The sequence below is a fragment of the Streptomyces qaidamensis genome (assembly GCF_001611795.1).
GTDB lineage: Bacteria > Actinomycetota > Actinomycetes > Streptomycetales > Streptomycetaceae > Streptomyces > Streptomyces qaidamensis.
Window position 1 is genome coordinate 1,609,633 of the sequence record NZ_CP015098.1, and the last position, 13,635, is coordinate 1,623,267.

Consider the following 13,635-nt stretch of genomic DNA (forward strand, 5'->3'; position numbering starts at 1 on the left):
CGCCGGCCACGGACCGCTGGCCACTGGCTGCTGGCCACTGGCCACTGGGTGCTGGGTGCTGGCCGCTGGCCACTGGGTGCTGGGTGCTGGCCGCTGGCCACTGGGTGCTGGGTGCTGGCCGCTGGCCGCTGACCGCTGACCGCCCGGTTCTAGGAAACCGGGCGCTTGTACATCCTGGTCGCCGTGATCTCGCTGTGTACGGCTTCCCCGGCGGGAGCCTCACGCGGCAGGCCCGGGCGGAGGTGCTCCTCGACGCTGATGTACTTGAGGCCCGCCCTCAGGTCGGCGTCATTGCGCATGCGGATGACCAGGGGGAACTCGGCCAGCGCGGTGGTGTCGAACAGGCCCGTGGTGTACAGGAGCTGGACGCCCAGGGCGTCCGACACCGCCCGCTGGAGTTCCAGCAGGTACGTGGCGTTGGCGCGGCCGATGGGGTTGTCGAGGAACAGTGTGCCGGCGTGCCGGTGCTTGTCGCGGCCCCGGTCGTTCGAGCGCAGCGCGGCCATCGTGCAGTAGAGGGCGATGGCGGCGGTGAGGAGCTGCCCGCCGGAGAAGACGTCGCCCATCTGCCCGACGGGGACGCGCTCGGCGCGCAGCACCGCGTCCGGCTTGAGGATCTCGACGGCGACGCCCTTGGGCTGCAGGGCGGCGGCGACGCCCCGCAGCAGCAGGGACATGCCGTCGCGGCGCAGGTCGGAGTTCTTCTTGACGGCGGCGCGGGTGGCTTCGTCGATGACCTCGCCGAGCCGCTCGGTGAGCGTGGCCTGGTCGGGCTCCTCGAAGCGGATGCGGAGGAACTCCTGCCCGGACCATTCGCCGAGGCCCTCGGGCAGCCGGGAGAGCCGCTGGGCGGAGCGCAAGGTGGCCAGGGCCGACTCGACGAGGCCGCGCAGGCGGTCCACGATCGAGTCGCGGTTGCGCTCCAGCTGCTCCAGCTCGTCGGTCAGGACACGGAGCCGGGGCGCGAAGGCGTCCGCCCACTTCTGGGCGTGCTCGGGCAGCGTGGAGGCGGGCAGTTCGCGGATCTGCTGGCGGGCCGGGGTGCGGACCTGCTCGTAGCGCGTGGAGTTGGCGTGCCGGACGAGGATGTCGCTCGCCTCGCGGACGGCGGCCTCGGCGGCGGAAAGGTCGGCGGCGCAGCCGCGCAGGGAGCGGCGGGCCTCGGCGGCCGCCTGCCGGGCCTCCTCCGTGGTGCCGGGGTAGGGCTCGGGCTCTTCGTGCTGCTCGTCCGTGGTGTGCTCGCGGAGCAGGTCGCGGAGCATGGCGGCGATCTCGTCGAAGCCGCTTGCCGCGTCCTCGGCGGCGCGGTGGGCGTCGAGGAGTTCGGCGTGTGCCTCCCGGGCCCGGTCGAGCGCCTCGGTGTGGGAGGCGAGTTCGGCCGTGGCGGTGCGCAGCAGGGTCTGCGCGTGCTCGGCGTCGCGCGGCTGGAGGTCCTCGGGCAGGTCGGTGTGCGTCTCGCCGTCGTCTGCGGGGGCGAGGCGTTCGGCCTCGCCGCGCAGCCGTCCGAGCTGCTCGCTGGCGGTCGACATCCGCGTCTCCAGGAGCTGCACCAGTTCCTCGGCGCGGGCTGCGGCAGCCTGGCGGCTGGGGCCGTCGGAGCCGTCGGGGGATTCGAGGAGCTGCTCCGCGCGTGTACGGACCTTGTTGCTGAGCCGGTCCAGTTCCGCGCGGGCCGCGCTCTCGTCGCTCTCGGCACGGGCCTGCTCGGCGCGCAGGTCGGCGCCCACGCCGACCTTCTCGTACAGCTGGGACGCGGCGCGGTAGGCCTCGCGCAGGGCGGGCAGGGAGGCTTTGGGGGTCTGGGCGTCGTCCTCGGGTACGTCGTCGGGGGCGCCGGCGATCTCGGAGCGCTCGGCGCGCAGCGCGCGGGCGGTGCGGCGGGTGTCGTCGGCGGCCCGCTGGGCGGCACGCCGGTCCTCGTCGGCGGCCCGGGCCCGCTCCAGGCAGGCCTGGGCGCTCGCTTCGGACTCGGCCGCCTCGTCGGCCAGTTCGCGCAGTTTGACCTGCCATCCGGCCCGCTCGCGCAGCCGGAAGGCGAGCCCGGCGAGGGCGTCGGCGGAGCGGCGGGCCTTCTGGGCGGCTTCCTGGCGCTCGTCCCGGACGCGCGCGGCCTCGGCCGCGACCTCGTCGGCCTCGGCCCGCACGGTGCGGGCCTCGGCGAGTTCGGCCTCCGACTCCTCGGTGAACGTCCGGGCGGCGTGGGCCGCCTGGGCCAGTTCGGCGAGCCGGCCGGCGGGGCAGCCGGTGCGCCAGGAAGCGAGCCGGGCGGCCAGCTCGCGGTCCTTGCCGAGCCGGGCGGCGAGCCTGCGGATCTCCTCGTCCCGCTCGGTCGCCCGGGCGCGCAGTGCCTGCCGCTCCTCGTCGGCGGCGTGCTCGTCGTGCATGGCGGGGTTCGGCGGCACGAGGAACACGTCGCCGCTGTCGCTGTCCGGGGCCGGGGTCGGGGCGAGCAGGGCGGCGGCGGTGCCGACCGCCACGGCGGAGCGGGGCAGCAGTGCGGCGTCGCCCAGGGCCTCCCGGGCCCGGGCGTGGGAGTCCGGGTCGGTGATGATCACGCCGTCGACGAGTTCGGGCCGGGCGGCCAGCACGCGGGCGTGGTCGGCCGGGTCGACGGCCTGGGCGAGGTAGCGCCAGCCGGGCAGCGCGGGGATGCCGTGCTCGCCGAGGAACTCGACCGTGGCCAGGACGTCCGGGCCGGGCGGCAGCAGCCCGCCGTCGCCGAGCGCGCCGAGGATCCGGGAGTCGTCGGCGGCGGCCGTACGCAGCTCGAACAGCTGCCGCTCGGCGGAGGAGACGGCGTCGTCGAGCAGGTCGCGCAGATCGTCGGCGAAGCGGTCGAGTTCCTCGGCGGTGAGTCCCTGCTCGCCGGAGGCCGACGGGGTGACCGGCTCGCTGTCCGTGCCGTGCCGGGGGTGCGGGATGCCCGGGCGTGGCTCCGGGGTCAGGCTGAGCAGTTCCGCCAGCCGCTCCTCCCCCGCCAGTGCCTCAGCGGTGCGGCGCTCCGCCTCGTACGATCGCTCCGCCGCTGTCGCCGCGTCGGCCGCCCGGGCCGCGGTCAGTTCCGCGCGGTTCTCGGTGGAAGCGGCTTCGCGGGCGTGCTCCGTGGCCCGGCGGGCCGCCTCGCGGGCCGAGTCCCATGCCGCGACGGCGGACTTCTCGGCGTCGCTGGCGGCCAGGGCCGCCCGGGCCGGGTCGGCGTCGGGCGCGGAGTCGTCCAGCCAGCCGGCCCGGACCGCCTCGGCGGTCTCCTGCTCGACCTCGGCGAGGCGCTGCTTGAGGTGGCCGACCTCGCTGCGGGCGCGCTGCGCCTGCGTGGCGGCGGCGGTGGAGTCGCGGTAGGCCGCGTCGCTGACCTCCTGGAGGGCGGCGGAGCGCTCCTCCTCCTCGTTGGCGTGGCTCTCCGCCTTCTCCGCGGCCGCGTGCAGGGCGCGCACGAGGTCGACGGCGGCCTTGGAGCGGGCGGCCAGCGCGGGCGCTGCGTCCCGCTCGGCCTCCTGGATCGCGGCGGACACGCGGGCGACGCGGTCGGAGGCGGCACGGTGGCGCAGCACGACCTCGGCGGCCTGCCAGGCGGCGTACAGGGTGCGCGCGTCGGCGAGTTCGCGCTTCTGCGCGGCGGCGGACTTCTCGGCCCCGGCGAGGGCCAGGGAGGCGTGCCGGTAGGCGAGTTCGGCGGAGATCAGCGCGCTGCGCTCGCGGGCCGCCTCGGCGTGCGTGACGGCGTACGCGGCGGCGGTGACCCGCTGGGCCAGGTCGGCGGCCCGGCCCCGTTCCCGCACACCGCGCGCGGACAGCCTGCGGGCCAGGGTCCGGGTACGGCGCTCGGCTCCGGCGTGGATGTCACGCGCGCGGGAGCGGGCCTCGGCGGCCTCCACGATCCGCCCGAGAAGATCGACGGACCCGGCGGTGAAGTCACGTTCGGCGATCAGTTCGGCGCGCCGGCCCAGCTTGTTGCCGAAGCCGCTGACCAGGTCGGCGAGCCCGTCGGTGTCGCGGGTGTCGGTGACGGCCCGCAGCAGCAGATCGGTGAAGTCGGCGTCCTTCTTGACGGCGAAGAGACCGGCGGCCTCACCTTCGTCGGCGTTCATCTCGCGCTGGTAGCGGAAGAGTTCGGGGTCGAGTCCGAGGTCGCCGAGGTGCTCGATCCAGCGGTCGTGGATCTCCTCCCAGTGCACCTCCAGGTGCGGGTACGTCTTGCCCGCCTCCGTGAGGGCGTCCCGGAAGCCCTTCATGGTGCGGCGCCGCCCGCGCGCACTGGACTGGCCCTCGACCGGGGCCCGTACGGCGGTGGACTCGGCCACGGGGAGGCTGTCGAGGCTCAGTCCGGGCCCGGGGCGGAAGGAGTACCAGGCCTCTGCGAACTTCCGCGGGTCGTTGGAGACCTGCCGCCCGCGCCACTCGCTGACCTTGCCGACGACGACGCACTCGCCCGTCAGCACGTGCTGCCACTCCAGCGCGACGTGTCCGCAGTCGTCGGCGAGCAGGAACTTGCGCAGCACGCCGGAGCTGGCGCCGCCGAGGGTGTTGCGGTGACCCGGCAGCATCACGGAGAAGATCAGCTTGAGCAGCACCGACTTGCCGCCGCCGTTCTCCAGGAAGAGCACGCCGGCGGGCGCGGGCCGGCGGGGCGGGCCGACCGGCTCCTCCTCGAAGAACTCCGCCTGGGCGGGCGCGGGGTCGGGCACGATCTCGCCCACACCGCGCAGGTCAAGCACGGTGTCGGCGTAGCGCGCACCGGCGGGCCCGATCGAGTAGAGGCGGACCCGGGACAGCTCGTACATGGCGGACTCTCGTAAGTCTTCGTCAGGTGGGGGGAGTTCAGGAGGAGTGGAACGGCAGCCCGGCGTCGGCGGCCAGCTCCAGGTCGTCGCCCTCCTCGGGGGGCAGCAGCGTCGGTGTGCCGTCGGTGACCGGGACGACGCCCAGTTCCAGCAGCTCGGCCAGGGCGGCGCTGCCGGCCAGGTCGCGGACCTGGAGCTGGTAGCGGGCGGTCGTGCGGTACGTGCCGCCGTGGTCGTCGCCGGTGCGCTGGAGGAATCCGGAGTCGGTGAGGAACGCGACGGCCTTGGCGACGATGCCGGTGGTCGAACCGGCGAGCCGGCGCGCGTCCTTGGTGGCGCCGGTGGCGCTGCGCCGCACCCAGATCCGCCAGGCGGCCTCCAGGCCGGGTGCGTCGGTCGCCGGGTCGGTGTTCTCGCCCTGTTCCTCGGCGCGCTCCTCCAGGCGACGGCAGGCCTGGCGCACGAAGGCGTCGACGCCGTTGACCGTGACGCGGCCGATGTAGCCGTCGTCGGCGAGGTCCTCGGGGCGCGGGAACGCCATGGCGGCGACGGCGAGATGTGCGAGACCGTGCAGGAACCGGTCGCCGCCGTCGGCGGACGTACGACGCGCGTAGTCGCCCATGCGGACGGCGAACACCGAGTCCTCCGCGGCGGTCACGGCCATGCCCGCGCGCGGGGACACCTCCAGGACGATCAGCCCCAGACCGGTCGCCACGGCGTCCGCGAGCCGCGCGAACGGCGGGTCCTCGCGGTAGCGCCGCAGCAGGTCGGCGTACTCCTGGTCACGGGCGGGCTGCAGCTTGGGCTGCAGGCCGAAGGACACGAGCCGAGCCGCGTCGGCGGCGTCGGCGGGAGTGACGGCCGCGCCGGCCGCCGGGGCCGGTCCGTCCGGCTCGCTCCATTCGACATGCTCGCTCACGGTCGGGACTCCTTGTGCCACTCGTACTGACTCATGCTGCTTCCGTCCGGTCCGCCGCCATCCCCGCCGCGTCCAGCAGTGCGGTGCCGACGATCAGGTCCGCTCCGCCGAACTCCGGGTCGTCGAGCTCGGTCCCGTCGTCCACGGCGAACAGCAGCTTCTGCTCGCCCTGGCGATAGGCCGTACCGACCGGCGGGCTGGCGGCGTGCACCGCCAGCAGGGCCACCAGGTAGGGCAGCTCGGGGTCCTGCCGCCGGGCCTCGGCGAGGAGCCCCGACAACCGGCGCGGCGCGTCCGCCGGCAGGTCGAGCAGCTCTTGCGCCGCCGCCATCTGCTCCTCGCTGAACCGGCTGTCGTCCGGCGTGGCGATGAGGTCCGGCTCCGGCATCTCCGCACCCAGGTGCTCCCGCTCCGCCGGCGGCGTCAGCAGTATGTCGACCAGGTCGCCGACCCGCACGGACACCGGCGTGCGCAGCCCGGTGCCGCGGCCGAAGAAGGCGTCGGTGACGCGGACGGCCTGCTCCAGCGGCAGTGGCAGCACGGGCGAGAGGAGATGCCCGTACAGGTCTGTCCCCGAGGTCGTCATCGGAGTGGCGAAGGCCTGCCGGTCCTGCTCGGCGCGGAACAGCGGCCCGGCTTCCAGCAGCCGGGACTGCAGCTGTGTGTGCCGGCGGATGCAGTCCTTGACGATGTCCACGAGCTCGGCGGCGCGGCGCTTCTGCTCGGGATCCTCGGACTCGTCGCGCGCCTTGCGGATGTTGGTGAGGATCGCGTTCTCGTGGCGGTAGCGGTCGGCGACGTGCTCCAGCGCCTCGGCGATCATGTCGGGCACGGTGCTGAGCCAGTCCACCGCGCGCACGTTGCGCCGGGTCGCGTCCAGGGCGCGGCGCAGGGTCTCCGAGTACTGCACGGTGCGGTAGCGGGCCTGTTCGGCCGCGAGCTGGGCGTCGGCGAGCCGGCCGCGGCTGATCAGCACTTCCAGCTTGACCTCGGCGGCGATCTGCGCACTGGTGACGTCCGTGTCGAGGGCGCCGACGAGGACGTTGACCGCCTCGTCCGTCGTACGGAGGTAGACCGTGCCGCCGGGGCCGGGGACCTCCTCGATCAGCTTGAAGTCGTAGTCGCGGCGCACATACGTGCCGTCCGCGCCGAACGTGCCGTACACCGCGCGGAAGCCGCGGTCGACGCTGCCGACGTTGATCAGGTTCTCCAGGACCCAGCGGGCCACCCGCTCGTGCTCGGCGGCGGGCCGCTGGGCGGCCTGGGCGGCGATGCGCGGGATGAGGCGGGCGACGATCTGGTCGTGGTCCGCGCCCGTGTCGAAGTCCATGTTGAGGGTGACCAGGTCGATGGCCGCGAGGGCGACCTCCGCCATGCCGTACACCGAGTACTCGCCGGCCAGGTTGGCCTTGCGGGCGTCCAGGTCGTGCAGCGGCGCGGTGCAGGCGAGCGCACGCAGCCGCCGCGCCAGGCCCTCGTCGGCGGCCGGCCCCGGGGCGGGGCGCGGCCCCGCGCTGAGCTGGGGCGGAACGCTGTCCGTCGATGCAGGCGAAGTCACGGTGCACAGACTAGGTCCTGGGTCTGACAACAACCCAAACGACGCGGTACGCCCCCCTGCGCCGCCGCCCTCACCCGCCCTCGGCCACCGCCTTCACCCCTCGACCGCCGCCCTCATCCGCCCTCGGCCGCCGCCTTCACCCCTCGCCCGCCCCCCTCCCCCGCCTTCCCCCCTCGACCGCCACCCTCACCCGCCCTCGGCCGCCGCCTTCACCCGTCCTCGCCGACCCGCCGCCGGTACACCTCCACCACACGCTCCAGCGAGTCGTCGAGGTACCCGGCGAGCAGACGCTCGGCCTTCCCCCGGTCCCCCGCCTGAAGAGCCTCCAGAATCGCGACATTTCGCGCGATGTACGGCTCGTGCAGGCGCTGCGGCTCGTCCACCACATGGAAGGCCAGCCGCAGTTCGGCGAAGACGCTGCGCATCAGCTCGGCGGTGCGCTCGCTCGCGGCGAGAGCGACCAGTTCCCGGTGGAAGTGGATGTTGGCCGTACCCACACCCTTCCAGTCACCTTCCCGGGCCGCCCGGCGCCCCTCCTCCACGGCGTCGGCGAGCCCGTCGAGGCCGTACGGGGGCTCGCCCAGACCGCGCACGACGGCGCACTCGACCAGCCGCCGGGTGCGGTAGATGTCCTCGACGTCCTCCACGGTCAGGACCCGGACGAAGACGCCCCGGTTCAGCTCGTGGACGAGCAGTCGCTCGTGCGTGAGCAGCCGGAACGCCTCGCGCAGCGTGTTGCGGGAGACGCCGAGGGCGCCGCCGATGCTGTCCTCCGACAGGCGGGTGCCAGGAGGGAAGTAGCCCTCGGCGATACGGCTCCTGAGGATGTCCGAGACCCGCTCCGCGGTACTGGTGCGCCCCAGGAGAGCCCGGTCGTCGGCGAGGTCCTTCAGCTGCTCTGCCATGCCGGAATTCAATCGCAGATCCCAAGAACGAACCAACATGGGTATTGAGGGATCGTTGAACAATCCTCTACGGTGCTGTGCACGGCGTCGCTCCCCCACCGCGGCGCCGACCGCTTCCGCACGGCACGGCTCACCCCGAAGCACCCTCCGTCCTCCCTCTGCGAGGTGCCCATGAGCACGACCCCTCCACCGCAGGCCCTGACCGACGACACACGCCCCGCGAGCCCCGAACGCACCTCGGACGACGGGGCGTTCGGCTGGCTGCGGGCGCTGGGCCCGCGCGGCCGCCGCGCCTTCGCCGGTGCCTTCGGCGGCTATGCCCTGGACTCGTACGACTACTTCACGCTGCCGCTGAGCATGGTCGCGCTGTCCGCCTACTTCGGCCTGAACAGCGGTCAGACGGGCCTCTTCACGACGGTCACCCTGGTGGTCTCCGCGGTCGGCGGCGCCCTCGCGGGCGTCCTGGCGGACCGTGTCGGCCGGGTGAAGGCGCTGATGGTCACGGTGATCACCTACGCGGTGTTCACCGTCGCCTGCGGTTTCGCGCCCAACTACGAGACCCTGCTGGTCTTCCGCGCCCTCCAGGGGCTCGGCTTCGGCGGCGAGTGGGCGGTCGGCGCGATCCTGGTCGCCGAGTACGCGAGCGCCAAGCACCGGGGCCGGACGCTCGGCGCGATCCAGAGCTCCTGGGCGGTCGGCTGGGGCATGGCCGTGATCGCCTACACCGTCATCTTCTCGGTGGCCGGCGACGACCTGGCCTGGCGCATCATGTTCTGGACCGGGGCGCTGCCCGCTCTGCTCGTCGTCTGGCTGCGGCGCAGTGTGCACGACGCCCCCGAGGCGGCCGCCGCGCGTGAACAGAGCGCGGAGAAGGGCTCGTTCACGGCCATCTTCAAGCCCGGCCTGCTGCGGGTCACGATCTTCGCCGGACTGCTGTCGACCGGCGTCCAGGGCGGCTACTACACGCTGGCCACGTGGGTTCCGACGTATCTGAAGTCCGAGCGCGACCTGTCGGTCGTCGGCACCGGCGGCTATCTGACGCTCCTCATATCGGGCGCGTTCCTCGGCTACCTGACCGGCGGTTATCTCACGGACAAGCTGGGCAGGCGGCGCAACATCTGGCTCTTCGCCCTGCTCTCCGCGCTCTGCATCCTGGCGTACGCGAACATCCCCAGCGGTGCCAACACCCTGCTCCTGGTGCTCGGTTTCCCGCTCGGGTTCTGCATGTCGGCGATCTTCAGCGGCTTCGGGTCCTACCTGAGCGAGCTGTACCCGACTGCGGTGCGCGGGACCGGGCAGGGATTCACGTACAACACCGGCCGCGCCGTGGGCGCCGTGTTCCCGACGACGGTCGGGTTCCTGGCCGACAGCTGGGGCGTCGGCGGCGCGCTGGTCTTCGGTGCGATCGGCTACGGCATCGCGGCGCTCGCGCTGCTGGGCCTGCCGGAGACGCGCGGAAAGGAGCTCGCGTGAACCGCACGAGTACCGATGACCGCCCCCTGCTCCTCGTCGACGAGCACGCGCGCGCGTGGAGCCCCGGAACGGCCCGGTCCCGCTTCCGGGCGGGCCTGACCGGCCCCACGGCCGGGGTCGCGGCGGGCCACACCCAGGTCAACCTGATCTCGGTGCCCGCCGACTGGGCCTACGACATGCTGCTGTTCTGCCAGCGCAACCCCAAGCCCTGCCCGGTCCTCGACGTCACGGACGCCGGCTCCTGGACGACCGTGCTCGCCGAGGGCGCGGACCTGCGCACCGACCTGCCGCGCTACCGCGTGTGGCGGGACGGCGAGCTGGTGGACGAACCGACGGACGTGCGCGCGTACTGGCGGGACGACCTGGTGTCGTTCCTCATCGGATGCAGCTTCACCTTCGAGTGGGCGCTGGGCGAGGCGGGCGTGCCGATGCGCCACGTCGAGCAGGGGCGCAACGTCCCGATGTACGTGACGAGCCGGCAGTGCCGTCCGGCGGGGCGGCTGCACGGCCCGCTGGTGGTGTCCATGCGGCCGGTGCCGCCCCAGCAGCTGGCGGCGGCGCTCCGGGAGAGCAGTCTCATGCCGGCGGTGCACGGCAGCCCCGTGCACTGTGGTGACCCCTCGGGTCTCGGCATCGACGACCTCGGCCGCCCCGACTTCGGGGACGCGGTGGACGCCGAGCCGGACGACATCCCGGTCTTCTGGGCCTGCGGAGTGACCCCGCAGGCGGCCGTGATGGCCTCGCGTCCGCCGTTCGCCCTCACGCACGCCCCGGGGCAGATGTTCCTCACCGACGCCCGCGACGAGCAGTACCGCGTGGCCTGACAGGAGACACGGCACATGACCTCGATCGACCTGAACGCCGACCTCGGTGAGGGCTTCGGCCGCTGGCGGCTCACCGACGACGAACGGCTGCTGTCCGTCGTCACCAGCGCCAACGTGGCCTGCGGCTTCCACGCCGGGGACGCGGTCACCATGCGCCGGGTGTGTGAGCTGGCAGCCGCGCGCGGGGTCCGCATCGGCGCCCAGGTGTCCTACCGGGACCTGGCCGGGTTCGGGCGGCGCGCGATGGACGTGCCGCCCGCCGAGCTGGCGGCGGAAGTCGCCTACCAGATCGGCGCGTTGGAGGTCTTCGCGCGCGCGGCCGGCGCCCGCGTCGCCTACGTGAAACCGCACGGCGCGCTCTACAACCGGGTCGTGCACGACGAGGAGCAGGCCGCCGCGGTCGTCGACGGCGTGCTCCTCGCGGACGCCGCGCTGCCCGTGCTCGGGCTGCCCGGCTCGCGCCTGCTGGAGCTGGCCGGGAAGGCCGGACTGCCGGTCGTCACCGAGGCGTTCGCGGACCGGGCGTACACCGATGAGGGCACCCTGGTGCCGCGCACGCTGGAGGGCGCCGTGGTCACCGACCCGGACGCCGTCGTGGAGCGATCCCTGGGCCTGGCCCGTTCCGGAGAGGTCGTCTCCCGCTCGGGCACGCGCATCGAGGTACGCGCGCGTTCCCTGTGCCTGCACGGCGACACCCCCGGTGCGGTGGAGCTGGCGCGCCGGGTGCGGGAGCGGCTGGAGACGTCGGGCGTCCGGGTGGAGGCCTTCGCATGAAGGTCCTGCCCGTCGGCGAGGACGCCCTGCTCGTCGAGGTCTCCTCGGGCGACGAGGCCCAGGCCCTGCACGCGGAGCTGCTGCGGCGCCGCGCGGAGGGAACGCTGTCGGTCCGCGAGATCGTGCCCGCGGCCCGCACGGTCCTCCTCGACGGCCTCGACGCCCCCGCCCGGCTGGCCGCCGAACTGACCGCCGCCGACCTGCCGGCCGCTCCCCCACGCGCGCGTGACGTGGTGGAGATCCCGGTCCGCTACGACGGTCCGGACCTGGCCGAGGTCGCCGCGCACTGGGGCGTGCCGGTGCGGGAGGTCGCCCGTATCCACGGCGACACCGAGTTCCGGGTGGCCTTCTGCGGCTTCGCCCCCGGCTTCGGCTACCTCACCGGGCTGCCGCCGCGCTACGACGTCCCGCGCCGGGCCACTCCGCGCACGGCCGTCCCGGCCGGGTCGGTCGCCCTGGCGGGCCCGTACACGGGCGTGTACCCACGCTCCTCGCCGGGCGGCTGGCAGCTGATCGGCACCACGGACGCCGTGCTGTGGGACCACGCGCGCGTGCCGGCCGCGCTGCTGTCACCGGGCACGCCGGTGCGGTTCGTCCCCGAGGCGGGGTCATGACGGACCGCGCCCTCGCCATCGTCCGGGCAGGGGCCCTCACCACCGTGCAGGACGCGGGCCGACCCGGGCACGCCCATCTCGGCGTGCCCCGCTCCGGGGCGCTGGACCGGCCCGCGGCCGACCTCGTCAACCGGCTCGCCGGCAATCCGCCGGAGACGGCCGTGCTGGAGACGACCCTCGACGGCTGTGCCGTACGCCCCCGTTCGACCGTCACCGTGGCGGTCGCGGGCGCGCCCTGCCGGGTCACGGTGGACGGACGGCCCGTCGCCTGGGGCGCGCCGGTGCGCGTGCCCGCCGGGGCGCTGCTGGATGTCGGTCCCGCCCTGTCGGGTCTGCGCGCCTACGTGGGGGTCTTTGGGGGCATCGCGGTCGAGCCGGTGCTCGGCAGCCGGTCGACGGACCTGCTGTCGGGGCTCGGCCCGCCCCCGCTCGCGGACGGAACGGTGCTGCCCCTGGGACGGCCGGTCGGCGTGCACGCGCGCGTGGACGTCGCCCCGCAGCCGGCGCCACCGTCCGAGCTGGTGCTGCGGGTGACGCTCGGCCCGCGCGACGGCTGGTTCACGCCCGGGGCCGTACGGGCCTTCGTTTCCCGGCCCTACCGGGTGTCCTCCGCGAGCAACCGCATCGGACTGCGCACGGAGGGGCCCGCCCTGGAGCGGGCCCGGCCGGGTGAACTCCTCAGCGAGGGCATGGTGCTGGGGGCCGTGCAGGTCCCGCCGGACGGCAGGCCGGTGGTGTTCCTGGCCGACCACCCGACCACCGGGGGCTACCCGGTGATCGCCGTGGTCCGCGCCGCCGACCTCCCGGCCGCCGCGCAGGCGGTCCCCGGCACCCCGGTCCGCTTCGTGGCCGTACGGCGCCGCTAGGCCCCGTCTGCAGGTGACCCCTGCGACAGGCCTCAGGCCTCAGGCCGCGTCCGCCCGCTCCGCCACCGACAGGGCGGCGAGCGCGGCGGACACCGCGGCCGAGGCCCGCAGGTCGAGCCGGGCGCTCGTGCCGCGGGCGCGGTGCCGGAGCTCGTCGGCGGCCAGGGTCAGGAGCTGGGGCAGCAGGTCGGTGCACCGGCGTGCCACCCAGCCGGTGCCGGCGGTGGCCAGCCACCACAGGCTCGCCGCCTTCGCCGGGCCGGGGAACTCGGGCTCTGCCGAGGGCGCGGGCCCGGTCGCCAGGCCGTGCTCCGCGAGCAGCGCGTGAAAGCGCAGGGCGAGTCGCCGGTGCCCGCGTTCCCCGGGGTGCAGCCGGTCCGCGCTCCACAGGGCACGGTCGGTGATCCAGTCGCCCTCGCACGCGTGCAGGTGCAGCGCCCCGTACCGCTCGGACAGGGCGTGCACCACCGCGTTCACGGCCCGCTGCCGCCGGGCCAGTGGATCGGCGAGGGCGGCCGGCAGGCCGAGCATCCTGCCCGGGTCGGGCAGGCACGCGGTGAGCAGGACGGCGCCGTGCTCCGTACAGGCCGCGTACACCTGGTCGAGCCGGGCGGCCACGGCCTGGATGTCGAACGTGCAGCGCAGGGTGTCGTTGACGCCGACGACCACGGACACGAGGTGGGGTCGCAGCTCCAGCGCGGCGGGCAGCTGCCGCTCCAGCACGTCCCGGGTCTGCGACCCGCTCACCGCGAGCTTGGTGAACGCGGCCGGCTCCTCGCAGAGCCCGTCGGCGAGCAGCGCGGCCCAGCCACGCCACGCCCCGTTCCCCACGGGATCCCCCACGCCCTCGGTGAGCGAGTCCCCGAGGGCCACGAAACGCGGGGGCCCGCCGAACCACCCAGGCTCCCGGGACCGCGAAGA

Annotated in this window: 10 protein-coding genes; 5 read left to right on the forward strand and 5 right to left on the reverse strand. The window is 74.5% G+C overall.

What is annotated here, in order from left to right; translation table 11 throughout:
* Window positions 1-149: 149 nt before the first annotated feature.
* From A4E84_RS06910 to A4E84_RS06925, 4 genes are all read right to left on the reverse strand, one after another.
* Window positions 150-4,781 carry a coiled-coil domain-containing protein gene (locus A4E84_RS06910; RefSeq protein ID WP_062925696.1) on the reverse strand — a complete coding sequence of 1,544 codons (4,632 nt, stop codon included), beginning with the start codon at window positions 4,779-4,781 and terminating at the stop codon, window positions 150-152.
* Window positions 4,782-4,818: 37 nt separating this feature from the next.
* A complete protein-coding gene (locus tag A4E84_RS06915) occupies window positions 4,819-5,700 on the reverse strand; it encodes a hypothetical protein (RefSeq protein ID WP_062925697.1) in 882 nt (293 codons plus the stop codon).
* 31 nt (window positions 5,701-5,731) lie between these two features.
* Complete coding sequence (locus tag A4E84_RS06920) at window positions 5,732-7,258, reverse strand: hypothetical protein (protein WP_062925698.1); 1,527 nt, start codon at window positions 7,256-7,258, stop codon at window positions 5,732-5,734.
* A gap of 209 nt (window positions 7,259-7,467) precedes the next feature.
* Window positions 7,468-8,163 (reverse strand): GntR family transcriptional regulator, encoded by a 696-nt coding sequence (locus A4E84_RS06925; protein WP_062925699.1) that lies wholly within the window; start codon window positions 8,161-8,163, stop codon window positions 7,468-7,470.
* 171 nt (window positions 8,164-8,334) lie between these two features.
* Here A4E84_RS06925 and A4E84_RS06930 point away from each other — a divergent pair, with 171 nt between their 5' ends.
* From A4E84_RS06930 to A4E84_RS06950, 5 genes are read left to right on the forward strand one after another with little or no spacing between them, the layout of a single operon-like run.
* Window positions 8,335-9,636 (forward strand): MFS transporter, encoded by a 1,302-nt coding sequence (locus A4E84_RS06930; protein WP_062931345.1) that lies wholly within the window; start codon window positions 8,335-8,337, stop codon window positions 9,634-9,636.
* Window positions 9,633-10,460, forward strand: a complete 828-nt coding sequence (locus tag A4E84_RS06935) for a putative hydro-lyase (RefSeq protein ID WP_062925700.1) — start codon at window positions 9,633-9,635, stop codon at window positions 10,458-10,460. Before A4E84_RS06930 ends, A4E84_RS06935 begins: the two co-directional genes overlap by 4 nt.
* 15 nt (window positions 10,461-10,475) lie before the next feature.
* Window positions 10,476-11,234, forward strand: coding sequence for a LamB/YcsF family protein (locus tag A4E84_RS06940; protein WP_062925701.1), 759 nt, complete (start codon window positions 10,476-10,478; stop codon window positions 11,232-11,234).
* On the forward strand, window positions 11,231-11,848 hold the full coding sequence (locus A4E84_RS06945; protein WP_062925702.1) for a 5-oxoprolinase subunit B family protein: 618 nt from the start codon (window positions 11,231-11,233) through the stop codon (window positions 11,846-11,848). The genes A4E84_RS06940 and A4E84_RS06945 overlap by 4 nt, the downstream gene beginning before the upstream one ends.
* Window positions 11,845-12,714 carry a 5-oxoprolinase subunit C family protein gene (locus tag A4E84_RS06950; protein ID WP_062925703.1) on the forward strand — a complete coding sequence of 290 codons (870 nt, stop codon included), beginning with the start codon at window positions 11,845-11,847 and terminating at the stop codon, window positions 12,712-12,714. The genes A4E84_RS06945 and A4E84_RS06950 overlap by 4 nt, the downstream gene beginning before the upstream one ends.
* Before the next feature lie 39 nt (window positions 12,715-12,753).
* Here the strand turns inward: A4E84_RS06950 and A4E84_RS06955 are convergent, their stop codons facing one another.
* Window positions 12,754-13,545, reverse strand: coding sequence for an SGNH/GDSL hydrolase family protein (locus tag A4E84_RS06955; RefSeq protein ID WP_237304874.1), 792 nt, complete (start codon window positions 13,543-13,545; stop codon window positions 12,754-12,756).
* Between the last annotated feature and the right edge of the window lie 90 nt (window positions 13,546-13,635).